Raw genomic sequence first — 25,883 nt, forward strand, 5'->3', positions numbered from 1 at the left:
CAAAGAGTGGTACTAATCCTTCACACAACGAACCGAGAACCCGTAGTTCTTGTAGTTGCCGTACAGGAACGCATTGGGGTTGCTGTAGTACAAGTTCATGCCGTACGCGTAGTTGCTATCGTACTCCGTAGAACTCCAGAAGTACGCGTCGTTGCCGTCGTTGTCGAAGTAGTTGCGGTCGTAGTAGCCAGCAGGCAGCGCCGAAAAACCGAAGGCATCTTCTCCATTTCCATTAGATTTCCAACCGCTTGTTGATTTGAGCATTTTTGCTGCGGTTGATTTACCTCCTACATTTGTGAAAAGTGCTTCAAATTCAGCCTTGGTCGACAGGTGCCATCCACTGGGGCAAATTCCACGAACTGGATATGTGGGCGAGCAAATCTTGCCATATCCGCAGCCTTTTCCTCTGGAACTGAATGTTCCAGCACTATCCATGGCGGCAGACCAGGTGTATAGGCGTCCATATTTGGAGCAACTATCCAATTTGTTTTCATAACACCAATTTCGGCCCTTCATACTGGGGTAATTTGTACTATCCGAATAGTTCAGGTTTTCCGCCATCCAAGTTTGAGTGCCTATGACAACGGTCTTATAAGTTTTGCCGTCTCTTTCATCTGTCAGCGTTCCATATTCCCTAGCAAATTCGATACTTTTTTTCCATAAGTCATTATCGCATAGATATACGGAATCGGTAACGGATGATAATTGTTTTCTTATTTCGTTCCCTTCTGTATAGCTGACACACCCTTTATTCAGGGAAATTTCTTGTTCATTTGCTGCTCTAAACGCCCCTGCATCGCAGACATATTTGTTTGTTGAAGTAACTTCTCCAGAGACTATTGAACCATTTGTAAGGCAAGCCTTTCCGTATGTATCATATTCCAACACGGTTGCCGTTTTCCAGGTTTTAGATTTGCAGATATAATAGGTGTTTTCTGATTTATCAACTTCGCCTTCACGAGCGGTTGTGCATCCGCCTAAGTTTTTTTCAACGCTGCTGGCCGCTTGCCACTTACTATTTTTATAGATGTAATATTTGCTGGTATTTACGTTTCCAACCCTTACTTCACCTTCAGTTCCTGCAGTCCATCCATAAGTATCATACTCCAGCACAGTTGCCGTTTTCCAGGTTTTAGATTTGCAGATATAATAGGTGTTTTCTGATTTATCAACTTCGCCTTCACGAGCGGTTGTGCATCCGCCCAAGTTTTTTTCAACGCTACTGGCCGCTTGCCACTCGCTGTCTTTATAGATGTAGTAATTGCCTGTATTTACATTTCCGGCTTTCACTTCACCTTCAGTTCCTACAGTCCAACCGTATGTATCATACTCCAGCATGGTTGCAATGTTCCAGGAATTTGTCTTGCAGATGTAATAAACTCCACCCGAAACTCCAACAAAGCCGTCTTTATCAGAGTTACAGAGTCCTAAATCGGTGCCAATTGAAGTCTCTTGCCATTTACCGTCTTTATAGATATAGTAATTGTTGGCATTTACGCTTCCGGCCTTTATCTCACCTTCCGTTCCAGCAGTCCATCCATAAGTATCATACTCCAGCACAGTTGCAACGTTCCATTTCTCTGACTTGCAGATGTAATACACTTCATTCAGTTTTTCGACAACCCCGTTCTTTGCTGTGATGCAATATCCTAGTCCATATTCTGTAGCGGAGATTTCTTTCCAAGCTTTATTTTCGCAGATGTAGTACTTGCCGTTGAGCGGATGCTTTTCATTTTCGCGAATGGTGACGCACGCGCCGTAGTTGTATTCCACATCGTTCTTGCTTGCCCGCCAAGCCCCGTTTTCAAATACGTAGTGGTTCGAGGTATTTACGCTGCCTGGCTTGACGGCACCTTCCGTTCCGGCTTCCCAGCCGTAGGTGTCGTATTCCAAAGTCGTCGATTTCGTCCAGCCGCTTGTCTTGCAGGTATAGTAGGTGTTTCCGGACTTACCCACTTCATTCAATCGGCTTGTAACACACGCGCCCAGGTTGTTTTCGATTTCACTTGCAGATGCCCGCCACGCCCCGTTTTCATAGACATAATACTTGTCTTCATTTACCTTGCCTATGCGGACTTCGCCGTCGTTGCCCGCGCCGAACTGGTAGGTGTCGTATTCCAGCACGGTGGCCTTGCGCCAGTTTTTATTCTCGCAGATAAAGTACGTAGTATCAATTTTACCGACCTCGCCATTGCGGCTGGCAGTACAAAGTCCCAAGGCAGTTTCATTCTTCGCAACCGTCCACTTGCCGTTTTCAAACACATAGTAAGTCGCCGTCACGTTTCCTTTCTTGACTTCGCCCTCTTTACCTTCGGCCCACTGGTAGGTGTCCTTCTCGAAATCGGTCGCCTTCTGCCAACTGGTCACCTTACAGATGTAGTGGACATTGTAGTTCTTGCTCATTGAGTTCTTGTTTTGCACAATTACGCCGGACCTTGTCGCAGAGCAGCCGCCCAGTTCGTAGGCATTGTTCCAGTAAATGGTCAGGTAGTTTTCGTAGTCGGGAATGTCCAGGATGTTCCAGCTCTTCACGTTGGCCCGCACGGAACCGCCGTCAAAAGCTTCCGCCCAGTCCGCCATGTCCGCCTTCATCTGCCCATTGTCCCACTCTCCGTCTTCCGCCAGGTCGCTCTTGAAACTATTAATCGCATTTTGGATTTCGGCTTCGCTCCTGTCGCCAATGAAAAGCAGCGAAATCGCCATCAGTGTGGCGTTCTCCCCATAATTTTCGCTGGTCGATGGCACGAATGTTTTCAGGTCTTCGGAATACTCCACCGTGGTCGCAAACCCAAAAGCCGTCATGATTTCATATTTTGCCTGTTTCTTGGCGGCAAACACGCTGTAGCCCTTGTTCACCAGCTGTACGGCGCGGTCGTATTCCAGGTGGGTGAGCAGGTTGATGTTCACCTCGGTGCGGCTGGTCAAATCGGTCAGGGCGCGGAGCGTCATGGAATCCTTGCTCCATTCGCCTGTCACTTCGTTGCGCCACAGTCCACGGACTTCAAGCACCGCGTAGGGGTAAACCAGGTTCACCTTCGGAATCACGAAGTCGCCCTTGTTGCTGGAAATTTCGTCGATGTATTCGCGGCCCGTGTAGGTCAGTGCGTCGTCGTGCAAAAGGACTTCGCGGAGCGTCAGGGGCGAATTGAACTTGAAAGGACCCTTCTGCGCCGCACCCAAAATGGACGCGTTCTTCACGATATAGCCGTCGGCGGTCTCGGGCACCCACTTTACGGAATCGCATTTGAAGAAGACGGAATCCTTCTTGACCAAAACACGCTGCTTGGCGTTGCCTGCGTGGCATTGAGGCAAGTTTTCCTTGGCGGGAACGATGTCGTAACCCGGATAGATTTCGTCTTTTGTCCAGCCATTGGCCTTGCAGGTGAAATAGGTTGAATCGGCAAGAACCAGGGCACGTAGGCCAATGAGGCTTGCATCGCAGGTGCCGAGCTGCTCCCTTGTGGTGACCTCGATGTAGGATGTGCGGGCCGATGAGCTGGAACCGCCGTTCAGCGGGTCGTCCACTGTGGAACTGCTAGATTCCGGGTCGTTGCCCGGAACGATGCTAGAAGAAGACTGCGCCGGGTCGGGATTCTCCGGCAGGGTCGTGATATCGAGCCAGTTGTTGCCGGAACACAGGTAGTCGATGGATTGCGCCGTGACATACACGGTATCACCTTCGCGGTCGGGAGTGCAGGCTCCCAGGTCGTAGATGGTGGAAACTTCGCGGACGGGGACATCTTCTGCTCCGCTGGACTTGCTGCCGCTATCGCCTCCGCAGGCGGTGAGAATTGCCATGGATCCTATCGCCACTACGTGGCTCCAGGATGACAGGTGGGTAAATGCCGCAAATGATTGCTTCAATGCCATGATGGCCTCCATCGGTTAAAACCTGTGGAGTTTCACCTTGTCCCTGGAAAACACGACCCCGATTTTGTAGAGAAACAAAAAAGGGGTGCGGGTTCGCTGCGTTTACCTAGTCGAGGCTCAGCATTGCCTAGTACGATAAACGCAAACGACCCACGCCCCGAAAGGGCGACAGAACCGCAAAAGCGGCTTGTCGAAACACGCCCAAAAGAACCGCTATAGGCGGCTCGATAAACGTATCTACGTGAGCGTTCGCCTTGTTCCCGTACTGGTGAAATTTGCTGATTTCGACTAGAGAACAAGAGCAAAAACTCTCTATATTTCCAATTTAAATATAATTTAAATTCAAGCCAAGCACAGCAAAAATTTACAAAAGGTGCGAATTTGGGCTAAAAAAAAGGATATTTCGTTCTTTTAAGTGACATTTTCTAGATTCTGGGGTGTTTAACAGGGGAAAGTTTTATAGAAGAACATTTCTTTTGGATAGAGACACAATGAGAAAAGTGGTCATTTTGAATGCAAGCCCGCGCAAAGACGGAAACATCTGCCAGATGCTGAATATCATAGGTGATACTTTGTTTGAAAATGGCTCCGAGGTCAATATTGTTGATGTCTGCAAGCTGGAATTTCGCCCGTGCATTGGCTGCATGAAATGCCGTAGCACTCACGATTGCGTGATGCCGGAGGACGACGCGAAACGGATTCTGCGCATGGTGCAAGAATGCGATGCCCTTGTGGTCGGTTCGCCTTGCTATTGGGGCAACATGACCGGGCAACTCAAAATGCTTTTCGACCGTTGGGTTTACGGCATGATGGATCACAGCGAACGCGATTACCCGATTCCACTGTTAAAAGGGAAGAAAGCTGTCATTGTTACGACATGCACTACCCAATGGCCATTCAACCTGATTTTCAAGCAGTCGGCGGGCACTGTCCGCGCCCTCAAGGAAATCCTTTGCTGGAGCGGATTCAAGATTGCAGGTGTGATTCAAAAAGGCGGAACCCATAAGCGAAATGGCCTTACGCCCAAAGAAATTGCCAAATGCAAGAAGATTGCCTTGTCACTAGGTTCGCATTAGAAACTTATTCCGCTTCTTGCTGCAGCTGCAGAATCATTTGCGAAGACCAATCCTCAAAATCGCCAGCTTCGATGTGGTCGCGGGCCTGCTGCATCAGGTGAAGGTAAAAATGCAGGTTGTGAATAGTCGAAAGTGTCCAGCCGAGGGGTTCCTCGGTCTTGAATAGGTGCCGCAGGTAGGAGCGGCTGTAGTTGCGGCAACAGTAGCAGTCGCATTCCGGGTCCAGCGGCACATCGTGCTGGTGCGCGAACTTGGCATTTTTGTATCGGAGCACTCCCCTGCTGGTGTACACAAGGCCGTCCTGAGCGTTTTTCGCGGGCAAAATACAGTCGAACATGTCGACCCCGCGCTTGATAAGCGAAAGCAGGTTCCAGGGCGTCCCCACCCCCATCACGTAGCGGGCGCGGTCTTCGGGCAAGTAGTCGGTGCAAAAATCCGCAATCTGGTACATGGTCTCTACGGGTTCGCCTACGGAAAGGCCGCCCATCGCGTAGCCGTCGGGAGCGAGTTCCTTGAGCGCCTCGATGGATTTTTTTCGGAGTTCCTTGTGCATGCCGCCCTGCACGATTCCGAAAAAGAATTGCGGGTAACTGTGAAGCGGCGGGTTCTTTTCGAGCCATTCCATGGCGCGGCGGGTCCATTTGAGCGTCAGATCCAGCGAGTGCGAGGCCTCCTCGACGGTGCTCGGATAAGGCGTACATTCATCGAAAGCCATGATGATGTCGGCGCCGATTTCGCGCTGGGCCTGCATCACGGATTCGGGCGTAAACTTGTGGCGGCTTCCGTCCAACAAGCTCTTGAATTCCACGCCGTCTTCAGTAATGTGGCGAAAATCCTTGAGGCTCCACACCTGGAATCCGCCGCTGTCCGTAAGCATGGGGCCGTTCCAGCCCATGAACTTTTGCACGCCGCCCGCCTCGGCAATGAGCTTGGTGCCCGGGCGCAGGTACAGGTGGTACGTATTCGCGAGAATGATTTGCGCCTGCATTTCACGCAGGTCCCGGGTTGAAAGACCCTTCACGCTGGCAAGGGTCCCCACCGGCATAAAAATCGGCGTTTCAATGTCGCCGTGTGCCGTGCGGATGCGTCCGCGGCGGGCCTTGCTGCGCGGCAATTTTGCCAGAAGTTCGAAGGGATTCTCGTTCACAAAAACAAATGTAGTAATATTGGCTTTAACACTTTTGCATACTTCATATATTAGTTCGGCAAGTCCGCATTGCACGACAAGCGCATTTTTGCTACATTTACCGCGTTCAAAATTATAAACCAAGGATTCAAAATGAGCAAGAATTACAAGATTGCAGTACTTCCGGGCGACGGTATCGGCCCCGAAGTCATGAAAGAAGCTGTCCGCGTGCTGGACGTGGTTTCCAAGAAGTTCGGCTTCGACGTGAACGCCGAATGGGCAAACGTCGGTGGTGCCGCCTATGACGAAAGCGGTTCCCCACTGCCGGAAAGCACCCTCAAGCTGGGCGAAGCTTCTGACTGTATTCTTTTCGGTTCCGTGGGTGGACCGAAGTGGGAACACCTCCCCCCGAACCTGCAGCCGGAACGCGGCGCACTTCTGCCGCTCCGTAAGCACTTCAAGCTTTTCTGCAACCTCCGCCCGGCCCGCGTCTACAAGGAACTCGCAGGCGCTTGCCCGCTCCGCGCTGACATCGTCGGTGACGGTTTCAACATCCTTACCGTTCGTGAACTGACTGGTGACGTTTACTTCGGTCAGCCCAAGGGCCGCGAAGGCGTTCCTGGCTCCAAGGAAGAAATCGGTTTCGACACCATGAAGTACAGCCGCTACGAAGTGGAACGCATCGCCCGCTTCGCTTTCGATGCAGCCATGCTCCGCAACAAGAAGGTAGCCTCCATCGACAAGGCCAACGTTCTTACCACTTCCGTCCTGTGGCGTGAAGTCGTGAACGAAGTCATCAAGGACTACCCGGAACTGACTCTCGAACACCTCTACGTGGACAACGCTGCTATGCAGCTCCTGAAGCGCCCCCGCGACTTCGACGTGCTCCTCTGCCCGAACCTCTTCGGCGACATCCTTACCGACGAATGCGCCATGCTCACGGGTTCCATGGGCCTCCTCCCGTCCGCTTCTATCGCCGAAGGGAGCTTCGGTCTGTACGAACCGGCCGGTGGTTCCGCTCCGGACATCGCAGGCAAGGGTATCGCTAACCCGCTGGCACAGATCCTCTCCGTGGCATTGATGCTCCGCTACACCTTCAAGGAAGAAGAAGCAGCCAAGGCTATCGAAGCTGCCTGCGAAAAGGTGATTGCCCAGGGCTTCCGCACAGGCGATATCTACCAGGAAGGCTGCACCAAGGTCGGCACCACCGGCATGGGCGACGCTATAATAGCCGCTTTGGCTTAATGCTGGAACTGCATCTCCGGCAAGCCAAAGTTCTCGCCACCACGGCTCGTTAAGACGAGCCGCTTGTGGCTCACAGAGAACCTTAGGTAATTGCAAATCACGCCCCGCAAGGGGCGTTTTCTGAAATTCGCTTCCAAATTCTTCACTGGATCCCGTTCGCCACTTCGTGGCTCTAGGATGACAATTTGACGACCTACTTCCTACCGCCTCTACTTTCCACCACCTACTTCCCACAGTCTACCTCCTACTAAACCATGCTCAACACAACTCTCTGCTACATCGAACAAGACGGCAAGTACCTACTGCTCCACCGCGTCAAGAAGAAAAACGACATCAACAAGGACAAGTGGATTGGCATTGGCGGCAAGTTCGAGGAATGGGAATCTCCCGAGGACTGCATCAAGCGCGAGGCTCTCGAAGAAACGGGCCTCACGCTGATTCGCCCGAAGTACAGAGGGATAGTCACCTTCATTAGCGACGGCATGGACCAGACCGAATTCATGCACCTGTTCACGGCGACTGAATTCACTGGCACCCTCAAGGAATGCGACGAGGGCACGCTCGAATGGATACCCAAGGAAAACGTGGCCAAACTCCCCCACTGGGATGGCGACTTAATATTCCTGGCGCTTCTCGAACGTGGCGAACCATTTTTCTCGCTCAAACTTACATACAAAGGAAATTCGCTCACCCAAGCCCTGCTGAACGATGAGCCTGTCATCCTTGAAAGGTTTTTAAAACATTTTTGCAAGTGATGTTTCTCGCACTCTGCATTGCGATTCGTATAAAAGTCAAGGAATTCAAAGGCTATTTTCAGCGCAATTTTAGTAATAATAACTAAATAAGTGTAAATATTTTTGTATTTTTTACAAAAAAGTTTACTCCAACTAAGATTTTATTTTCTATCTTATTGATTACTCCAAACCACCCCCTAGCAGAGTGCATGGCAAACCGTGTACTCTGCTTTTTTTACAAGGTCTATAGAGGCTCTCTTTTTCGTCAATAAGGGAGTGGCAACGCGAAGCGTTTACCATTTAGCAAGGGCAGCCCTCTATATTGTCGGCAACGCGAAGCGTTTACCATTTAGCAAGGGCGTTCGTGATAATCAAATCCTGCATTTTTTCGATGGCGCGGTTCTGACCGTGACGGTCTTCAGTTTCATTCGCCTGCACATCGTAAGTGCCTTCGGCACTCAGCGACTTGGATTCGTAAATAACACGTTCCTTTACGTTGTCGTAAAACTTGACACTTACGCGAATCGTCACGCGGTAGGTTTCCACGTCACTGGAACTGTTATAGTTTTCCGGCTTATTTGTATAGCTCAAGAGAGTCATTTCGAAATCAGCATTGGCATTGTCGTTGACGACACGCACGCCGCCCGCATTCTTTCGGAACATTTCGAGCACCCCGGCGCGGATGTTGTTGGCCAGCACCGGGTCAAGCGTCTTGTCTTCGACTTCGTGAATCTTGACCGTTTTGATATGGCTTGGGAGCGTCGATGCCGTAAAGCTATAGCAACCACTCAAGAGCCCCGCAAACAGGGCTGCCGCTACAAAACAAAGTAAACGAGACATATACCTAGAAAACATACCTCAAATTTAAAAAAAACACCCCCAGAGGGAGTGTCCTTAAAGCAACAAATCTGTTAATTCCTAGAGCGATGTCTTGAAAGTCCTAGATGACCATCTGGTCGATAATCTGCACCACCCATTTAGTATCCTTGTCTCCCTGGATATCCCACGTACTCATCCCCGTAGCACCCCTCGGATAAACAACGACAAAGCCCGCCGTATCAGCAACCGTTTCCCAATGGGTATTGTTCTGCTGGTAATTCGGGTCCTGTTCCATGCCGTGCAGAGAAAGAAGCAACGGACTCTTCGGTGCAAGATTTGACGATGCATAGACATGAATGTCTCGGCCCGAAACAGGCACCTTTTTGTAGTCATTGATGGTTTTTCCGCCGCCGTTGCCACCCCAGTTCCCCCACTGGGCAAAAGACAACACCGAAATTTAATACGCACTCTATTTTTCCGCTTTTTTAATTCTGAAATCCGAACTCCGAATTCCGAATTAACTATCTTTAACTCGTAAAATTTTTATCATCCGAGGCATAAAATGCTTGACATCAAGAAAATCCGTGAAAATCCGGAATACTACATTGCTGAAACCGAAAAGAAATATACGACTGTAAGCCTTCGTGACGTGCTGGCAGTCGATAACGAACGCCGACCGCTCCTCACCGAAGTCGAACGCCTCAAGAGCGAACGCAACGCCCAGTCCAAGAAGATTGGCGAACTCAAGAAGAAGGGCGAAAACGCCGACGAAGCTCAAGCCGCTACGCGCGAACTCGGCAACAAGATCGACGAACTGGACAAGAAGCTCAAGGAACTCGACTACAATCAGACCGAAATGCTCATGCACGTGCCGAACATCGCTCCGCGTTCTCCGGAAGGCAAGGACAGCTCGGATAACGTTGTTGAAAAAGACGGTCCGATTCCGGCCGACTACTACACCAAGAACGACGACTTCGCCCGCGTTGACCACAAGACTTTGGGCGAACGTCTCGGCATTTTTGACTTTGAACGCGGCGCCAAGATTTCCGGTTCCGGCTTCCCGGTCTACCGCGGTCTCGGCTCTCGTCTCGAACGCGCCCTCATTCAGTTCTTCCTCGACGAACACCAGAAGGCTGGCTTCGAGGAATTCACGCCGCCGTACCTGGTGACCCGCAACACCATGCGCGGCACGGGCCAGCTCCCGAAGTTCGAAGAAGACATGTACCGCTGCGACAAGGACGACGACCTGTTCCTCATCCCCACTGCAGAAGTGCCGCTCACGAACCTCTACTCCGGCGAAGTGATTCCGGAATCCGAACTTCCGAAGCGCATCTGCGCCTACTCCGCCTGCTTCCGCCGCGAAGCCGGTTCTTACGGCAAGGACACCCGCGGTCTTCTCCGCTTACACCAGTTCAACAAGGTCGAAATGGTTTACTTCGCTCACCCCGAACACAGCTACGAAGACCACGAAGAACTCACCCGCTTCGGCGAAAAGCTCCTCGAAAAGCTCGGCCTCCCCTACCACCGCTTGGCCCTCTGCAAGGGCGACCTCGGTTTCGGTGCCGCCAAGTGCTATGACCTGGAAGTCTACGCCCCGGTGGAAAAGAAGTGGCTCGAAGTAAGCTCCTGCAGTAACTTCGAAGACTACCAGGCACGCCGCGCCAACATCAAGACGAAGATTAACGGCAAGAACGTCTACGTCCACACGCTGAACGGTTCTGGCCTTGCCACTCCGCGCGTGATGGTCGGCATCTGCGACAACTACCAGCAGAAGGACGGCTCGCTGTTGATTCCTGAAGTGCTGAGGCCGTACATGGGTGGCATGGAACGCATCGAGCCCAAGAAGTAATGCGACAAGGGAGGGCTCGCCCTCCCTAAGACCCTCCCGGCACTTAATAATCCGCGTCGTTCAAGTTGAAATCTTGTGGTTGGCGCGGATTATTTGCGTGGGCACCTTCGGTGCAAACCGACAAGGGAGGGCCCGCCCTCCCTAAGACCCTCCCGGCACTTAATAATCCGCGTCGTTCAAGTTGAAATCTTGTGGTTGGCGCGGATTATTTGCGTGGGCACCTTCGGTGCAAACCGACAAGGGAGGGCTCGCCCTCCCTAAGACCCTCCCGGACTTCGGCAAATTGAGTTTGTCTTGCGCATACGCATTGCGTATGCGTTTTATTTATTTTTTTCTTAAAATCTTTGCTTTTATTTCTTATCAAACTTGTTACTTTTTTTTATATTTCAGTCCAAATTAAACACCTCTCTCATGGAGAATCCATAATGAACATTAAGTTGCTTACCCTCGCTACCGCCGTCGCTGTTTCTGCTGCTGTCGCACAGGACTACGACGAGTACGAAGAATCCACCACCGAAGCTTCCTCTGAAGCCGTTCAAGAAGAATCTGAACCGGAACCGGCTCCCGTTGCTACCGCTCCTCAAGTTGCCCCGCAGACGACGCCCGTTTTCCAGGAATCGGCTCCTGTTGAACAGCCCGCTGCAGCTCCGGCACAGGGCCTGAACGTTCTCCATGGCAATGCCTACAATATGGTTGGCAACGAAGCTGCCGCCTCCACCATCGGTGGCGACATGAACGCCATTTACAAGATGAACGGCCGCAAGTTGATTTACGTCGAACCGTCTGACCAGTATGGCGCATTGGCCCTCGGCAGTGGTTCCATGACTTACCTGCTCGCCTTTGACAACAGCAACGGCCTCGGAATGCTCACCGCAGGTCTCGCCATGAAGAGCTTCGGCGTGGCTGTTGACGTGGCCCTCGACAAGAGATGGGAATCCCGCGAACAGGAAACTGCAAATACCAAGAGCACCAAAGATGCTTCTACCACGAACGCTGGTGACATCTTCGCCCTTCGTATTGGTGCGCTCCTCGGCAATTTGGACCTCACGGCTCGCCTCTACTGGCTCACCTACCAGACTGAAACCGATACCGAAACCGACGCCAACGGCGCAAAGGTTGACCACGACGAAGACTACTGGACTCTCGGTGCAGACCTCGCCCTTTCTAACGGTCCTTCCGCCAAGGGTCTCGCATGGTCCGTCGGCGTGAACTTCTTCCGCCACACCGACTGGGAGAAGGATTCCCAGGGTAACCAGAGCCGCGAAGTCACCGGCGAAGACGCCTACATCCAGTTCCAGCCGTTCTTCAACCTGGGTACTCCGGTCTTCCAGACAGCTTCTGCTAACGTCTTCCTTGGCTTGAACACCTTCGCCCCCATCCGTCTCTATGATGAAATCGAAAATGGCGCAGGCGAAAACACCGAGACCAACAATCGTAATTCCATCAGCCTCTACACCAGCCCGAACATCTTGGGCGAAATGGCCATCAACGAAAACTGGATTGTTTTTGCCGGTGCAACCTACCTCTGGAACGTGTTTAGCCGCAGCGCAACCACCATCGAACAGGGCAAGAACACCGACGAAACTTCCATTATCACTATGCGTACTAACAGCACCATGGCAAACGGCGGTCTCCGTTTCCAGTACAACAACCTGATCGTCGAAGCTTCTATTGCAGACGACCTGGGTAGCCAGTCCTGGAGCGGCCTTGTCGGCAACCTCGGCGTGTTCCTCACGTTCTAATCTCCCAGAGGTGATTTATGTACAAAGTAACAAAGTGCGCACTCGCAGCAGGTATGCTGGCCTTGGTCGCTTGCTCCGGCAAGGGATCGACCGATGCTGTACTTACGGGTGACGAAACCAGTCCAGATGCAAACACGACATCTTACTGCTTGGCCTCCAATGATGAAGAGCCTGTCATTTGCGGTAGTGTGCCTAAAAACCTGTGCAAGAACAACGGCGAAGCTAAAGACAAGTTTACGTACATGATCGTTTCCGCTTGTCCGCCTGGCGCAAAAAAGCAATGTACCTCGTCTATTTACGGAGAAATTTCCGTTTACGACGACGAGATTTCTTGTAGCGATATCGCAGACGACAATGAAGACGAATTGGATATAGCCCCTATATCTATCCAATTCGGGATCCATCGGCAGCATCTGTGACGACTACACTCAGGTTTGTTCGGGCGTCTATGGATGCTTCGACGATGGCGAAGTGTATTCCTGCACATCTAGCAGCTGTACCAAAATCAGCGAGAGTGATGCAATGTCCGCTTGCGGATTCGAGTACTAAAAATCGCAACATCTAAATAAACAAGAGCGGACCGTTGGTTAATCCAACAGGTCCGTTTTTTATTGGGGCACATCGATTTCCATATTGTTTCATTATTGCTATTTTTATGCTATGGTCTTAAATATCATTTGGCTCGTATTTTTCTTTGGCGCCTTTGTCGCCTGCATGATCCAATGGATCGCCTTCGGTGATTCAGGCATTTTCAACAAGGCAATCCTTGGCGCCTTCGATATGTCGAAAACGGCATTCGAAATTGCCTTAGGGCTTACCGGCATTCTTTCACTTTGGCTCGGCATTATGAAAATCGGCGAAAAGGCAGGAGCTGTTCAGATTCTCGCCAAAATCGTCTCGCCGCTGTTTAGCCGCCTGTTCCCTGAAATACCGAAGAACCACCCGGTCATCGGAACCATGCTCATGAACATCAGCGCCAACATGCTCGGTCTCGACAACGCCGCCACCCCGATGGGCCTCCAGGCCATGAAGCAACTACAGGAAATCAATCCGAACGAAGACAAGACCGTCGCGAGCAATTCGCAAATTATGTTCCTGGTGCTGAACGCCAGTGGCCTCACGCTCATTCCCGTCAGCATCATGACCTACCGCGCGCAGATGGGCGCCTCCAATCCAAGCGACGTCTTCCTTCCGCTCCTGCTTTCTACGTTCTTCAGCACTATCGCCGGCATAGTCGCACTCAGCTTTTTCCAGAAGGTCAAGCTCAAGGACCCGGTAACGGTCGCCTGGCTCGGCGGACTTTCGGCTTGCGTTATTTCTATCATGGTCTACTTCAGCCACCTGACGGCAGAAGCCATCGGCACGACCAGTCTCTTGATTAGCGGCATCGCCCTGTTCGGCATCATCGTAGCCTTCCTCGGACTCGCCGTATACAAGAAGGTGCAGGCCTACGAAGCCTTTGTCGAAGGAGCGAAAGACGGTTTCCATACCGCCGTGATGATCATTCCGAACCTAGTCGCCATCCTCGTGGGTGTCGCCGTATTCCGCGCAAGCGGTGCAATGGACTTGTTGCTGAACGGCGTTTCCTGGATTCTTGGGCTCTGCGGCGTGGGTAACGATATCGTTCCCGCCCTCCCCACCGCCATTATGAAACCCTTGAGCGGTAGCGGTGCCCGCGGCATGATGATCGACGCCATGAAGACTCTAGGCCCTGACAGTTTCGCAGGCCGCCTGAGCTGCATGTTCCAGGGAGCCGCCGATACGACCTTCTACATTATCGCGGTGTACTTCGGTTCCGTAGGAGTAAAGAAGACTCGCCACGCCGTTACATGCGCCCTGATAGCGGATGCCGCCGGAGTGATTGCAGCAATCGCAATCGCCTACCTGTTCTTCCCGCCTATGTAATTCAGATTTCGGAATTCGGATTTCAAAATTCGGAATTCAGATTTCGGAAACGTATATCGGAAAGCTCCAATTTTTTTGATTTAGCCCTTCGCTTGCACGATAAGCAGGGCGAGATAGCCGACATAAACGGCTAAAAGAATGGCGCCGGCAATACGGTTCAAGCGGCCATCGCCTTTACGCCTAAAGCCAAGCACAATCAAGGCAACGGTCAAAGCAATCATCAAGGGCATGTCGCGATAAGCGACAGCCTTTTCAATTGCATCCATCGGCGAAACAATCGCCGCAAGGCCAACCACGGCAAGCGTATTGAACAAGTTCGAACCGATGATGTTACCCAGGGCAAGGTCGTTTTCACCTTTACGGGCGGCAGCAATAGAGCTAGCCAATTCCGGAAGAGATGTTCCAATAGCGACAATCGTCAAGCCAATCAGAAGGTCGCTCACGCCAAGCGTACGGGCAATTTCGACCGCTCCCCAGACAAGGGCGCGAGAACTCACGACAAGCAACACAAGACCAAGAACTAGCCAAAAGACAGATTTTCCGAGAGACACCTTTTTCGGTTCGGCAGAATCATCATTCCCCGACAGGCTTTCGGATTTTTCCAACTTGACTTTTTTCAGTTCGCGACGGATGCTGTAAGCCATTGCGGCGGTAAAAACGATTAGCAACAGAAAGCCGTTCCAACGAGCGACGCTTCCATCCCATACGAGAATAATCGAAAGAACGGATACCGCGAGCAGAATCGGCAAGTCTCCGCGAAGCACGGATCGCTGCATCAAGATTGGAGAAATCAGTGCGGTCGCCCCCAAAATCAACGCGATATTCGCAATGTTACTGCCGTATGCATTTCCCAGAGCGAGCTCAGGATTGCCTTGTGACGCCGAAATAGCAGACACTGTAAGTTCCGGAGCCGAAGTTCCAAAACCGACTACAACCATACCAATAAGGAGCGTGGACATGCCGCAGAATTCAGCAACACCTACGGCACCATCCACAAACTTGTCCGCACTCCAGACGAGAACGGCCAAGCCAACAATTACAGCAACAATAGCCAGGAGCATAGACTAGAACGGATAGAGCGTAATACCAACGTTGAATGAGGATGCATCCAAGTTCAAGTTCGTGTACTTCAAGTGACCGTCGTAAAGATCGGACATACCGAGCTTAGCCGCAATATCGAGCGAGATGTACTGGTTGGCCATAATCGAGAAACCGAAAAAGAATGCCCAATCCATCGCATTACGGTAGTCATCCATCAGGTCTACGCGACTAGAGACATGGTTGTCATTGCGATCCGTATAAGAGATCTTCAGCTTGTCATAAAGAGGAATACTCATTTCGACACCGAGATCGAAGTAAAGACTGGATGACGGAGCCTTGAAGGTGAAGAGAACCGGAATATCGATCATCTTCTGTCTAAACTCAAAATTTGTCGGTACCTGGTTAATGTAGTAGGACTCGCTTGCCTTGGCCTGCTCATACATAGCGCCGATCTTGAGGCCCATCGTGTATTCACTCAGGGGAATCAAGGCCATGAGACCCGCTTTCCAGTTCATACCGGTATAGCGGTCGCTATCCCAATCATTGCCGGATATCTGGTAGGCGCCGACAGAGGCGTGCGCACCGATCTTGAACTTCATCGGCTTGAGACCCATCAGATTATCCATGGTCACGGTGTCCTTGCCTTCACGTTCGGCAACGTAAACCGTACGGACGGGCACGCCATCTTCACGAGTATAGACCGTTTCGTAATAAACCACATTCTTTGCATCGCGGAAACGTTCAACCGCCTGAGGATCCTTGTCGGCACCGCGAACAGCCTTCGGGGCCACGACAATGGCAGGTTCCTGCACCGGTTCCGCAGGAACGGGTGCAGCGACATCGGAACTTGAGCTGGCGGGAGACGCTTCAGCGGCATCGGCGCCGCGGACTGCCACGGGAGCCGCTTCTTCGGGAGCAGCTTCAACAGCGGCAGGAGCTGCAGGGGACGCCTGTTCTGCGACAGTTTCTGCCGCGGGAGCAGCAGGTTCAGCAACAGGTGCCGTAGCAGACTCAACCGGAGCCTGCGCAAAGGATATCGCCGTCATGGCGACTACAGCGAGAAAACCTTTAATTGTACGATTCATAGAATCCTCCACTTATACATCAGTATTATAGCATTTTTTACCTTAAAAAGCAAATTAGAGCCTCAAAAAATGACCAGAAGCCCCAAAAAGCGGACAGAAAACCCAAAAGACTTTTTCTACTTTGACTTTTATGAACTATTGCCCCCACTGCCATTCCCCACTCAAGGAAAATGCCACCTTTTGCCCGCACTGCGGAAGCGACAAGGAAACCGGCTGGAGCGAAGGTTCGGAATTTTCCGATCTCGAGACACCGGACTACGAAGAAATTGTCGATAATGAATTCGGTTCCAAGAAAAAAGCGAACCCGCTTGCCATCGTAGCGGCAATCATCGTCACCCTGGCATTTATCGCAGCAATGGTGCTACACTAACCGAGAGTCTTTTCCAGGGAATCCAGGATTTCGGCGGCCTCGCTGAAATCGTAATCTTCAAGCAGTTCTTTCAGCTTGCGCAGAAGAACTTCTTGACTCTTTTCAAAGGCAATCCCGTCTATACCGTCCAAGATTCGTTTGCACTGGGTCGAAGAACAGGTATCCACCGCATCCTTCAAGGCGACAACCGCTTCACGCAACTTCTTTTCTGCTTCGGGATCATCCACTTTCTGGACAGGTTCGTTCTGTTCCGCCACGATATCCGCCAGAACGATATTCAGTTCGTCGACAAGTTCACGCAGGTTTTCTTCGAATACATTGTATTCGCTAAAATTGCACTGTTTCTGTTCCAAGTCCGCTTCGAGCGCTGCCGCAAGGTTCTGGACATGGCCTGCGCCGATAGTTCCACAAAGTCCCTTAATCGTATGCACGATACGGGTCGCCTCTTCGTAATGGAACTGTTCTATCAGGGAACGCAGATTGAACGATTTTCCACCATAATCGCGGACGAAGCCCTGCAAAATCTTGAGGAACATATTGCGGTTGTTGTTGACATGGTAAAGCCCCGACTCCGCATCAAAATTCTTGACCTTCTGGAAATGTGAAATAAAGTCCTTGTCATCCTGCGAGATATCGACTTGATCGTCCTTCGCGGCGCCCTGCGTTTCTGCGGCAACCTGCAAGAACTTCGCCAGTTCCTCGTAAAGAATCGTCGGGTCAATCGGCTTTACGATATGCGCATTCATACCCGCTTCAAAGCATTCTTCCGTATCCTTCTTGAAAGCTCGGGCACTCATGGCGAGGATCGGCACCTGCTTGAAGTATTCGTCTTCGCGGGCACGGATTTCGCGAGTCGCCGTCAGGCCGTTCATAATGGGCATCTGGATATCCATCAGCACTAGGTTGAAGGCATCCTTCTTGAGCATTTCCAAGGCTTCTTTACCGTTGTTCGCAATCATCGTGGTAAGGCCGACACTGTTCAACAAGGACACCGCCAATTCCTGGTTCATCTGGTTATCTTCGACCAGAAGAATCTTGGCTTCCTTGAAATAGATTTTCCCCTTTTCTTTCTTGGCAGCCTTCTGGTACGTGAGCGGATAACCGAAAGCTTCTTGCATGGCACTCAACATCGTACTCAACTGCAACGGCTTAGAAACATACGCATTGAAACCGAGTCCACTTGCAGTCGAAAGTTCACTTTCGTCAAAATGAATCGGATGCATCAAAATCTTGGGAATCGACTTCATCGAATCGCTCAGGCCATGCACAAAGTCAAAACCGTTCAAGAGAGGCATACTGTAATCCACCAGGAACAGATCGTACGGATCCTCGTTGGCCTCTTCATGAGCCTGGATCAGCTCCAGAGCCTCGTCAACGGAACAGGCTTCCTCGACAACGCATTGCAAACGCGTCAGGTAATGGCGAAGAACCGTCCTCAAGTTCGCACAGTCATCGATCAGCAAGATATTCTTGTTGCGTAACCGATTTTCACTTTTCCATTTCGGTTCGCCGGCCTGCGATGCCACGGGCAGAGAAATCGTAAAGAAGAATTGAGAACCTTCTCCCGAAAAACTCGACACCTGCAGCTGACCGCCCATCAGTTCCACCAGCGACTTCGATATCACGAGTCCAAGTCCCGTGCCGCCATACTTGCGCGTTGTAGAACCGTCCGCCTGCGTAAAGGCGTTGAACAGGCGCCCCAGCTGCTCGGAAGTCATGCCAATTCCTGTATCCTTGACACAGAAATACAGCTTGACCGTATTGTTCACCTGCTGCAAGAGCTTAACACTCAAAGTAATGTCGCCCTTTTCGGTAAACTTGGTCGCATTGTTGATCAGGTTCGTGAAAATCTGCGAAAGACGGAGCGGGTCACCCATCAAGATTTCTGGAATATCCGGATCTACATCCACAATCAGTTCAATCGGGCGACCTGCAATACGAACTTCCGCAAGCGCCGTCACCTCGCCGATGACATCCTGTAACACAAGTTGCGTAATTTCCAGATTCTGCTTTTTCGCCTCAATCTTCGAGAAGTCAAGAATATTGTTGATGATGCCGAGCAAGGATTTTGCCGCATGACTAATGCGATCCACAAAACCGCGCTGGTGATTGTCCAGGTCCGTCTCCGAAATCAAATGTGCCATGCCGATAATGGCATTCATCGGCGTACGAATTTCATGACTCATATTCGCAAGGAACTCGCTTTTCGCCTGGGTCGCCTGTTCGGCAATTTCGCGAGCCGCTACCACCTCCGAGATATCAATCATCGATAGCATGTAGCCGACAACGGTTTCTTGCGTCTTCAAGGTGCAGCCTTCGCCACGGAACCACGTTTCCAAGGAAACGCCCTCGGGCTTCAGCATAAAGGAATCCTTCCAGACTTCGTCCTTCTTGAACGAATCAATCATCGAAGCAATAATCGATTCAGGCAGTCCCATTTCGGGAAGATCCATAATCGAAAGACCGATAAACGAACGCCATTCCTTGTTCAAGAATTCAGCAAGTTGCCTTGACATGTACTTGACATGCATATTCTTGTCAAAGATGATCAGGATTGAATGGTCGCCCGAAAGCATAATCGTATCCAAGATGGTATCTTTCTGGATTCCGCTCGTTTCGTCGGTCACCATGATCAGCAATCTTGTCGCACCGTTATCTTCGACAAGTACCTGGAACGACATGCCCCACCATGCCACTTCCCCGTCAGAATTCTGGACTCGCTCAATCGTCTTGCGTTCACTGGCAAGCATCTGGCCGCCCATGGCAACTCTGCGCGCAAACTTTTCAAAGGTTTCCGACTTGAAGAACTTGAACAAGCTTTCGTCCTTCATGTCCTCGCCGCCGTTCAGGAAATCGACCACATAAGCACTCGCATGAAGAATGTCAAAATTCTCGTTCGTAAGGATAATCGTAAAGTTGTCGCCTTTCCACAAAAGTGTATCGAACAAGGTACTGGAATTCACGCTGTCGTTCAGATCGCGCTGGATATAACGACGGAAAAGAATATGGGAAAGAAGGGCAGCAAGTCCCATCATCAGGAACACGGCGATGGCGACCACGCCGAATACCGTCGATGCGTGGTTTTCGATACTCGCGGCAATCCTGTTGTGCTGACTCACGTGGACAATATAGAACGGCAAATGGCTCAAAGGAGTCACCATGAAAATGAGCTGCTGGCGATGTTCATTCGTCTTTTCGAAGCGCAAGATGCGCCCATCCATCAGTGTATCGGAATTGAACTTGTCCGAAACCAGCTGAAGCAAATTTTCGACGCTATCCTGCAGGACCTTTCCACGATTGGTCTCGTACGGGAAATAGGTCAGGAGGTTGTCGTTTTCGCTCCCCACCAGCATCGTGACGCCGCCTTCTTCCTTGGCAAGCCCGCCCATCGAAAGACGCACCTTGTGAAGATTGACATCTTCGGCGACGGCACCCTTGAACTTGTGATTCTTATCCCAAATCGGATACGAAAGCGAAAGCACCTGCTTGTTCACATCTTTGCGGAGAATCGGCCCCGTGTAGGCAAGTCCGCGTTTACGCGATGCTTCCAGGTACCAGCCCGTCGTGCGGAATTCCGTCTTCCCGCTCTCAAGTTTCAGTCCGCGACCCGAAATGAAATCGCCGTCCTTGCTTCCGTAATAGACATCGACAATCCCTTCGCCCCCCTGCTGCGTCTGCTTGTAAAGCATGGGCCGAAGCGCATTGTCCTTCGTTATCTGCTGAAAGCGCTTTGAAAACGAGAGGAACTTATCTTCGCGATTCTTGAGAAAAGCCTCGACTTCGGTCTGAACGCGTTCGTGGAGCGCCTTCTCGGTATTGGCGACCGCAGAATCCACCAGCATGGAACGAACCGCATAAGAAAATATAAAGACCAACACAATCGCCGCTATAAAAGTCGGCAACACATAAACCATTGAAATACGATTTCGAAGGCGACGACGCTGCGCATTGATTGAATTGTGGGTCAAATCAAAACCTCACTAGGATTCTTCTTTGAACCGGTCGTAAATGGCAGGAAGCTGCGATTCCAATTCCATAAAGGCATCGACCACATCCGGATCAAACTGGGTCCCCCTTCCTTCCTGGATTTCCTTGACGGCAACTTCGTGCGGGAAAGCATTCTTGTAGGGTCTCTTGGAAACAAGGGCGTCGTAGACATCAGCAACCGACATCAGGCGCGCACCGACAGGGATTGCGTCACCCTTGAGACCGTTCGGGTATCCGTCACCGTCAAAACGCTCATGGTGATTCAAGATGATTTCTGCAGAAATTCGCACCAGCGGGTGGTCCTTGAGTTCATGCGTCGCATTGACAAGCACATCGTAGCCCATCTGCGCATGCGTACTCATCACGGCCCATTCCTCTTCGTTCAGGCGGGCTGGCTTGCGCAGAATTTCGTCGGGAATGCCCACCTTCCCAATGTCGTGCAAGGGGGCCGCCGTTGCATAGTAGTCGATATATTCGTTATTGGGGATGGCATCCTTAAAACGCGGGTGATTGCGCAACTTTTCGGCAAGCATCTGCACCAGCACCTGGGTACGCTTAATGTGCGCCCCGGTTTCGGGATCGCGGTATTCGGCAAGTGCACCGAGACTCGTGAGCATCACCTTGAGCGTCTTGCGCAGGTCCACCGTCTTTTCTTCAACAAGTTCCTGCAGATGGTCTCGCTGGTGCTTGAATTCAAGCTGGTTCTTGATACGGAGCTGTACCAGGTTCGGATGGAACGGCTTGGTAATGTAGTCGACCGCCCCAAGGTCCAACCCCTGCTGTTCACTCTTGGAATCCGCCTTGGCGGTCAGGAACAGGACCGGAGTATTGTCGACGAGCCTCTTTTCCTTCATCTGGTGAAGAGTCTCGCAGCCGTCCATTTCGGGCATCATCACATCGAGCAATATAAGATCAGGCTTGACCTTTTCGGCAAGCAACAGCCCTTTTTTACCATCCAGGGCAACAAAAACATCGTAATCGTTGGATAAAATGCCTTCGAGCACTTCGATGTTTGTTTTCGTATCATCAATAACTAAAATTTTCGCGCGGGATCGTTCCATACACTCCTAATATATCATTAAAATTTGAAATAAGTCCAATTTATACTATTCCAACTTGGAATAATATGCCTTTTTTTTCAAAAAAAGCTATTTGCAACTTTATTATATGTTTTTTAGAAATTCATGTGACATAAAATACACCTAGACCGTGGAAAAACTATCAACAATCGTATTTTTCAGAGCAAAACGGAGTGAAAATGAGAAATTATATTTGAAAAGGATGCAACACTGGATCCCCTCCCGATGGTCGAGGATGACGCAACAAATTAAGTCATCCTGGAGCGAACGTAGTGAGTGACGGGATCCACAAAAAGGTTAGAAAAGAGGAAAACATGAAACGTTCATTTGCACTTGCGATTATAGGGGCAGGAATCGCCTTTTCCCAAGACATCGTCGAAATTTCGCCGTTCTGGGCCGCGTACGACAGCGTCAAACTGAGCAATGCGATAAATGACCTCTATGAAGACCTAGTCCTTCCCGATTCCACTCCCCGAACCGACCGCAAATACCCTATCACCTGGGAAAGTTCGGACACCCTCTTCCTCGGACATGACGGGCGCATCAACGGACGCTTCGTGGGCGAAAACAAGGAAGTTTCCCTGACCGCCAGCATCAAGAATGTCGGCACCTCGCAGCGAATCGAGAAAAAGGTATTCAAGGTTTCTATCCACGGGTATGAGCCCTACTCCAACTACCTTTTCGTCTATTTTCGGGACAACAAGGATGAAAACATCTACTATGCCCTGAGTAACGACGGCTACAGCTTTACCGCCATGAACAACGGCAAGCGCGTGGTGGCCGCCGATACCGTGAGCATCAAGAAGGGACTCCGCGACCCGCACGTGCTACGCGCCCCCGACGGCTGGTTTTACACGGTAAACACCGACATGAAGAGTGCCGAAGGCTGGGCGAGCAACCGCGGCATGGTGCTCATGCGCTCCCGCGACCTCATCAACTGGGAACACAGCACCGTGCACTTTCCCGATAAATACAAGGGCAAGAACTTCGCGAACGTGACCCGCGTATGGGCCCCGGAAACGTTCTGGGACGACACCTACGACAACGGCGACGGCACCAAGGGCCGCCCACTCGTGTACTTTTCGCTATTGACCAACGATGGCACCATCCCCTACGACAAGGTTTTCTACGCCTACTCGAACAAGGACTTCACCGATTTGGAAGGCGAACCGCAGCATTTCTTTGACCGCGGCAAATCGACCATCGACATGGATATCGTCTACAACCCGATCGACAAGTTCTACCACGCCTTCTACAAGAACGAGGGCGATGGCGGCATCTGCAAGGTGACCGCAAGTTCGCTTATGCCCAAGAGCGGAGCCGCCTCCGGTTCGCAGTGGAGCAAGCCGTGCAAGGCCCTGCAACAGACGACCGAAGCCGTAGAAGGTGCAGGAGTGTTCAAGCTCATCAACCAGAATTCCTGGGTGCTGATGTACGACTGCTACATGAACGATCATTACCAGTTTACAAGCAGTACGGACCTCGAAACGTTCAAGTTTATCCAGAATACCGCAATGACGGGCGCATTCACGCCCCGCCACGGCACCATTCTTCCGATTACCGCCGAAGAGACCGCAAAACTCATGAAAGCCTTCCCCACCCCTGATTTCGAACCGCGGGTAATTGACATCCCAGATTCCATCGGCGTTTGCGACGGCAAGAAGGTCGTTGGCCCCTGCAGCGGCACGAAGATTATCCCCTACGTGAAGGTCGATGAAGGCGGCTGGAACGAGACACTCGACCTGAAGGTCGCGAAGGGCGCTACGGTGCAGTTCGGCCCGCATCCGTGGGACGGCAAGCTCTGGAGCTGGGAAGGCCCGAACGGTTTCAAATCCACCGACCGCGAAAACACACTCAAGAACGTAGACGGCGACTTCAGCGGTTACTACACCGTGATTTACACGAACGAGACCGGTTGCAAGAGCACGGCGCGCATCAAGATGGTCGTCGACGATCCGGACAAGCCTTACAAGGTGCCGGACACGACAGTCAGCATTGCCAAGAAATACCGCGATTTCAGTAAACCCGCCCGCCTAAACCGAAACCCGGTTTACTTTGACTTGCTCGGCAACAGACTCAAGGCCAAGCCGAGAAACGCTGTTTATATCCAACGATAATGCATTGTGGAGTGTGAGCGGCTACGCCGCAATGTGAGGAGTGAAGTGAGAAATGAGTAATTAATAATTACACATCACACGCTACACATTCCATTTACGGCCCTATTTAATTTAATTAACGCATTCACCGGATCGGCATAATTCCAGATACCACCCAGCACAGAGATTCCCTGTAGGGGAAGTTTCTTGATATCGTCCAGATTTTCGTGATCGATGCCCCCGAAGGCGATAACCTGGGGAATCTTGGGCGCAGTTTTAGCCTGCTCCGAATTGGACGAATCGCGAGTTGAAACGCAGGCAATTAATTTATCTACAACCTTCCCGACACCAAGAACTGGAACCGGTTCGTAGACGGACTGCGGCTGGAACACGGGCCCCACCAAAGCGCCCGCCACCCACTCGGGAAGCAAATCAAGCTGTTCCAAATTGCGGCAAAAGGCAATACTGTTCACGCGTTTCCAGCTTTCGGGAATATCTCCCAAAAGCGAAGTCGCCTCGGCAACGCACCCGCGAACATCCAGGCGTTCTGCCAAGTCGGGACTCCCACGCACCCAGATGCGGTCGCGGCATTCCATCGGGAGAGCCATAAGCCAGCGTTCATATTCGCTTTCGGTCGCATAAGGGGCCCCGGTACGGCTCCGCTTCTGCAAAATAAGACGCGAAAGCCCATGAGAAAACATCTGCTCAATATCGTCGAACTCAGCAGAAAAATCGTCAGGTGCGGTCGTAATCCAAAGACGCATAAAAAAAGCCCCGCAAGGAAACCCCTGCGGGAAATCGACTAAAGCTTCACAGAATCCTGAGAGACGAACTTCTTGATCTTCTTGTCACCCATCCAGAGTTTCTTGTGGCTCTGCAGGTCGGTGAGTTCCAGGTCCACCTGGTAGAAGATAACGGACTTGCCGCCTTCCTGGTCCACGATGGTATTGATGGTGCCGGTCAGCATCCAGTCGGCACCCGTTTCCTGATGAAGTTCCTTGGCGGTTTCTTCGGTTGCGTTCCCCTGCTGGTCGGCCACCTCGTTACGAAGTTCGGCGCGTTCGGCGGAATTTGCCACGAAATCAACCGCTTCGGAATTCAGGAGAGTACGTTCCATGTCCTTAACGAAGGTTTCGACACTGATGTGTTCGTGGCTCTTGTTGCGGATCTTGCCAATGACGATTGTCGGAGTGCGGCCCATTTCGCCAATCACGCGTTCGATCTTGGCGCTGTGCAAGCAGCTCGTAATCATTTCTTCAGCAACCAGGCGAGAGTCAGTGTCGTTCCACTTGCCCGACAAATCCGTCGTAGATTTTTCATCGATACGGGTCACGGTCTTGCCACCACCACCGCAGGCAACCATACCGAGAGCACAACCGAGAGCGAGAATCGTGAATAACTTACGCATTAGAAATCTCCTTGTAAATTTTTAAATAAATATATAAAAAATACCGCCGATCGAATGACCAGCGGCATTTTAAATTGTCAAAGAAAAATCGAATTATTTCTCAGCGAATTTCTTTGAGGCGGCCTTGACCTTCGGGTCGTTCTGGGCTTCCTTGATCTTCTGCTTGATACCGTCTTCAATCTGCTTCTTGAGCTTGGCGGCGAGGGCGGGGAAACGTTCTTCCAGGGAATCGCTAAAGACAGCCGGTTTCTTGGGAGCGGGAGCACCCTTACGCTTGGCGTTCAGGGGGCGCTTCTTCTTGGCCGGGGCCTTCTTTTCTTGGGATTTTGTTTCCTGAGGCTTGATTTCTTCTGTGGATTTGACTTCAGTTTCTTCTGACATAATAGACCTCTTGGAAATATTGTTAATTGACGGCGCAAAGATAGTAATTTTTTGATGCTTTCTCAAAAAA

At 51.2% G+C, this 25,883-nt stretch carries 21 protein-coding genes; 9 read left to right on the forward strand and 12 right to left on the reverse strand.

Features of this window, described 5'->3' with window-relative positions; translation table 11 throughout:
- Positions 1–12: 12 nt before the first annotated feature.
- Positions 13–3,870: a fibrobacter succinogenes major paralogous domain-containing protein gene (locus Q0P86_RS00700; protein ID WP_295036710.1), complete on the reverse strand. Its 3,858-nt coding sequence runs from the start codon at positions 3,868–3,870 to the stop codon at positions 13–15.
- A gap of 491 nt (positions 3,871–4,361) precedes the next feature.
- Here Q0P86_RS00700 and Q0P86_RS00705 point away from each other — a divergent pair, with 491 nt between their 5' ends.
- Positions 4,362–4,946: a flavodoxin family protein gene (locus Q0P86_RS00705; RefSeq protein ID WP_295036712.1), complete on the forward strand. Its 585-nt coding sequence runs from the start codon at positions 4,362–4,364 to the stop codon at positions 4,944–4,946.
- 4 nt (positions 4,947–4,950) lie between these two features.
- Here the strand turns inward: Q0P86_RS00705 and tgt are convergent, their stop codons facing one another.
- Positions 4,951–6,093, reverse strand: coding sequence for a tRNA guanosine(34) transglycosylase Tgt (gene tgt, locus Q0P86_RS00710; RefSeq protein ID WP_295036714.1), 1,143 nt, complete (start codon positions 6,091–6,093; stop codon positions 4,951–4,953).
- A 132-nt stretch (positions 6,094–6,225) separates the two neighbouring features.
- Here tgt and leuB point away from each other — a divergent pair, with 132 nt between their 5' ends.
- The gene (gene leuB / locus Q0P86_RS00715; protein WP_294115678.1) at positions 6,226–7,317 is read left to right on the forward strand and encodes a 3-isopropylmalate dehydrogenase; all 1,092 of its coding nucleotides are present in this window, start codon (positions 6,226–6,228) and stop codon (positions 7,315–7,317) included.
- Here the strand turns inward: leuB and Q0P86_RS00720 are convergent.
- Positions 7,314–7,463 carry a hypothetical protein gene (locus tag Q0P86_RS00720; protein ID WP_295036715.1) on the reverse strand — a complete coding sequence of 50 codons (150 nt, stop codon included), beginning with the start codon at positions 7,461–7,463 and terminating at the stop codon, positions 7,314–7,316. The genes leuB and Q0P86_RS00720 overlap by 4 nt on opposite strands.
- 108 nt (positions 7,464–7,571) lie before the next feature.
- Here Q0P86_RS00720 and Q0P86_RS00725 point away from each other — a divergent pair, with 108 nt between their 5' ends.
- Positions 7,572–8,072, forward strand: coding sequence for an 8-oxo-dGTP diphosphatase (locus tag Q0P86_RS00725; RefSeq protein WP_290994119.1), 501 nt, complete (start codon positions 7,572–7,574; stop codon positions 8,070–8,072).
- Positions 8,073–8,393: 321 nt separating this feature from the next.
- On the opposite strand, the gene lptE is transcribed toward Q0P86_RS00725, so the two are convergent.
- Both lptE and Q0P86_RS00735 read right to left on the reverse strand, forming a co-directional pair.
- Positions 8,394–8,891: an LptE family protein gene (lptE, locus tag Q0P86_RS00730; protein ID WP_290994117.1), complete on the reverse strand. Its 498-nt coding sequence runs from the start codon at positions 8,889–8,891 to the stop codon at positions 8,394–8,396.
- Between the two features lie 100 nt (positions 8,892–8,991).
- Positions 8,992–9,318, reverse strand: coding sequence for a hypothetical protein (locus Q0P86_RS00735; protein WP_295036718.1), 327 nt, complete (start codon positions 9,316–9,318; stop codon positions 8,992–8,994).
- A gap of 114 nt (positions 9,319–9,432) precedes the next feature.
- On the opposite strand from Q0P86_RS00735, the gene serS reads away from it, so the two are divergent.
- The 4 genes from serS (at position 9,433) to Q0P86_RS00755 (ending at position 14,366) form a co-directional block, all read left to right on the forward strand.
- On the forward strand, positions 9,433–10,719 hold the full coding sequence (serS, locus tag Q0P86_RS00740; RefSeq protein ID WP_294984880.1) for a serine--tRNA ligase: 1,287 nt from the start codon (positions 9,433–9,435) through the stop codon (positions 10,717–10,719).
- Between the two features lie 425 nt (positions 10,720–11,144).
- Complete coding sequence (locus Q0P86_RS00745) at positions 11,145–12,461, forward strand: hypothetical protein (RefSeq protein ID WP_295036720.1); 1,317 nt, start codon at positions 11,145–11,147, stop codon at positions 12,459–12,461.
- A gap of 17 nt (positions 12,462–12,478) precedes the next feature.
- A complete protein-coding gene (locus tag Q0P86_RS00750) occupies positions 12,479–12,880 on the forward strand; it encodes a hypothetical protein (RefSeq protein ID WP_295036722.1) in 402 nt (133 codons plus the stop codon).
- 241 nt (positions 12,881–13,121) lie between these two features.
- Positions 13,122–14,366: a nucleoside recognition domain-containing protein gene (locus Q0P86_RS00755; RefSeq protein WP_295036724.1), complete on the forward strand. Its 1,245-nt coding sequence runs from the start codon at positions 13,122–13,124 to the stop codon at positions 14,364–14,366.
- An 80-nt stretch (positions 14,367–14,446) separates the two neighbouring features.
- Here Q0P86_RS00755 and Q0P86_RS00760 read toward each other — a convergent pair whose 3' ends face one another.
- Together Q0P86_RS00760 and Q0P86_RS00765 are read right to left on the reverse strand one after the other, a co-directional pair.
- On the reverse strand, positions 14,447–15,427 hold the full coding sequence (locus tag Q0P86_RS00760; RefSeq protein ID WP_295036726.1) for a calcium/sodium antiporter: 981 nt from the start codon (positions 15,425–15,427) through the stop codon (positions 14,447–14,449).
- Positions 15,428–15,430: 3 nt separating this feature from the next.
- Positions 15,431–16,492 carry an outer membrane beta-barrel protein gene (locus tag Q0P86_RS00765; protein ID WP_295036728.1) on the reverse strand — a complete coding sequence of 354 codons (1,062 nt, stop codon included), beginning with the start codon at positions 16,490–16,492 and terminating at the stop codon, positions 15,431–15,433.
- A gap of 130 nt (positions 16,493–16,622) precedes the next feature.
- On the opposite strand from Q0P86_RS00765, the gene Q0P86_RS00770 reads away from it, so the two are divergent.
- Entirely contained in the window at positions 16,623–16,862 is a 240-nt protein-coding gene (locus Q0P86_RS00770; RefSeq protein WP_290990872.1) for a zinc-ribbon domain-containing protein, read from the forward strand.
- Here the strand turns inward: Q0P86_RS00770 and Q0P86_RS00775 are convergent.
- Both Q0P86_RS00775 and Q0P86_RS00780 read right to left on the reverse strand, forming a co-directional pair.
- Positions 16,859–20,740: a response regulator gene (locus Q0P86_RS00775; RefSeq protein ID WP_291023371.1), complete on the reverse strand. Its 3,882-nt coding sequence runs from the start codon at positions 20,738–20,740 to the stop codon at positions 16,859–16,861. The two genes, Q0P86_RS00770 and Q0P86_RS00775, sit on opposite strands and share 4 nt — an antisense overlap.
- A 102-nt stretch (positions 20,741–20,842) precedes the next feature.
- A complete protein-coding gene (locus Q0P86_RS00780) occupies positions 20,843–21,910 on the reverse strand; it encodes an HD domain-containing phosphohydrolase (protein WP_291023369.1) in 1,068 nt (355 codons plus the stop codon).
- A 332-nt stretch (positions 21,911–22,242) separates the two neighbouring features.
- Here Q0P86_RS00780 and Q0P86_RS00785 point away from each other — a divergent pair, with 332 nt between their 5' ends.
- Positions 22,243–24,045: a glycoside hydrolase family 43 protein gene (locus tag Q0P86_RS00785; RefSeq protein WP_295036731.1), complete on the forward strand. Its 1,803-nt coding sequence runs from the start codon at positions 22,243–22,245 to the stop codon at positions 24,043–24,045.
- A gap of 74 nt (positions 24,046–24,119) precedes the next feature.
- Here the strand turns inward: Q0P86_RS00785 and Q0P86_RS00790 are convergent, their stop codons facing one another.
- From Q0P86_RS00790 to Q0P86_RS00800, 3 genes are all read right to left on the reverse strand, one after another.
- A complete protein-coding gene (locus Q0P86_RS00790; RefSeq protein WP_295036733.1) occupies positions 24,120–24,788 on the reverse strand; it encodes a thiamine phosphate synthase in 669 nt (222 codons plus the stop codon).
- Between the two features lie 38 nt (positions 24,789–24,826).
- On the reverse strand, positions 24,827–25,432 hold the full coding sequence (locus Q0P86_RS00795; protein ID WP_290990882.1) for a penicillin-binding protein activator LpoB: 606 nt from the start codon (positions 25,430–25,432) through the stop codon (positions 24,827–24,829).
- A gap of 93 nt (positions 25,433–25,525) precedes the next feature.
- A complete protein-coding gene (locus tag Q0P86_RS00800; protein WP_072978336.1) occupies positions 25,526–25,813 on the reverse strand; it encodes a hypothetical protein in 288 nt (95 codons plus the stop codon).
- Positions 25,814–25,883: the final 70 nt, after the last annotated feature.

Origin of the sequence: uncultured Fibrobacter sp. (assembly GCF_946062555.1) — a bacterium.
Classification (GTDB): Bacteria; Fibrobacterota; Fibrobacteria; order Fibrobacterales; family Fibrobacteraceae; genus Fibrobacter.

Excerpts from the sequence above, each read along its gene's own strand:
- Q0P86_RS00700 (WP_295036710.1), bottom strand. The coding sequence starts at position 3,870 with ATGGCATTGAAGCAATCATTTGCGGCATTTACCCACCTGTCATCCTGG.
- Q0P86_RS00745 (WP_295036720.1), top strand. The coding sequence starts at position 11,145 with ATGAACATTAAGTTGCTTACCCTCGCTACCGCCGTCGCTGTTTCTGCT.
- Q0P86_RS00725 (WP_290994119.1), top strand. The coding sequence starts at position 7,572 with ATGCTCAACACAACTCTCTGCTACATCGAACAAGACGGCAAGTACCTA.
- Q0P86_RS00790 (WP_295036733.1), bottom strand. The coding sequence starts at position 24,788 with ATGCGTCTTTGGATTACGACCGCACCTGACGATTTTTCTGCTGAGTTC.
- lptE (WP_290994117.1), bottom strand. The coding sequence starts at position 8,891 with ATGTCTCGTTTACTTTGTTTTGTAGCGGCAGCCCTGTTTGCGGGGCTC.
- Q0P86_RS00755 (WP_295036724.1), top strand. The coding sequence starts at position 13,122 with ATGGTCTTAAATATCATTTGGCTCGTATTTTTCTTTGGCGCCTTTGTC.
- Q0P86_RS00785 (WP_295036731.1), top strand. The coding sequence starts at position 22,243 with ATGAAACGTTCATTTGCACTTGCGATTATAGGGGCAGGAATCGCCTTT.
- Q0P86_RS00800 (WP_072978336.1), bottom strand. The coding sequence starts at position 25,813 with ATGTCAGAAGAAACTGAAGTCAAATCCACAGAAGAAATCAAGCCTCAG.
- Q0P86_RS00770 (WP_290990872.1), top strand. The coding sequence starts at position 16,623 with ATGAACTATTGCCCCCACTGCCATTCCCCACTCAAGGAAAATGCCACC.
- Q0P86_RS00795 (WP_290990882.1), bottom strand. The coding sequence starts at position 25,432 with ATGCGTAAGTTATTCACGATTCTCGCTCTCGGTTGTGCTCTCGGTATG.
- leuB (WP_294115678.1), top strand. The coding sequence starts at position 6,226 with ATGAGCAAGAATTACAAGATTGCAGTACTTCCGGGCGACGGTATCGGC.
- Q0P86_RS00765 (WP_295036728.1), bottom strand. The coding sequence starts at position 16,492 with ATGAATCGTACAATTAAAGGTTTTCTCGCTGTAGTCGCCATGACGGCG.
- Q0P86_RS00750 (WP_295036722.1), top strand. The coding sequence starts at position 12,479 with ATGTACAAAGTAACAAAGTGCGCACTCGCAGCAGGTATGCTGGCCTTG.
- Q0P86_RS00705 (WP_295036712.1), top strand. The coding sequence starts at position 4,362 with ATGAGAAAAGTGGTCATTTTGAATGCAAGCCCGCGCAAAGACGGAAAC.
- Q0P86_RS00760 (WP_295036726.1), bottom strand. The coding sequence starts at position 15,427 with ATGCTCCTGGCTATTGTTGCTGTAATTGTTGGCTTGGCCGTTCTCGTC.
- serS (WP_294984880.1), top strand. The coding sequence starts at position 9,433 with ATGCTTGACATCAAGAAAATCCGTGAAAATCCGGAATACTACATTGCT.
- Q0P86_RS00780 (WP_291023369.1), bottom strand. The coding sequence starts at position 21,910 with ATGGAACGATCCCGCGCGAAAATTTTAGTTATTGATGATACGAAAACA.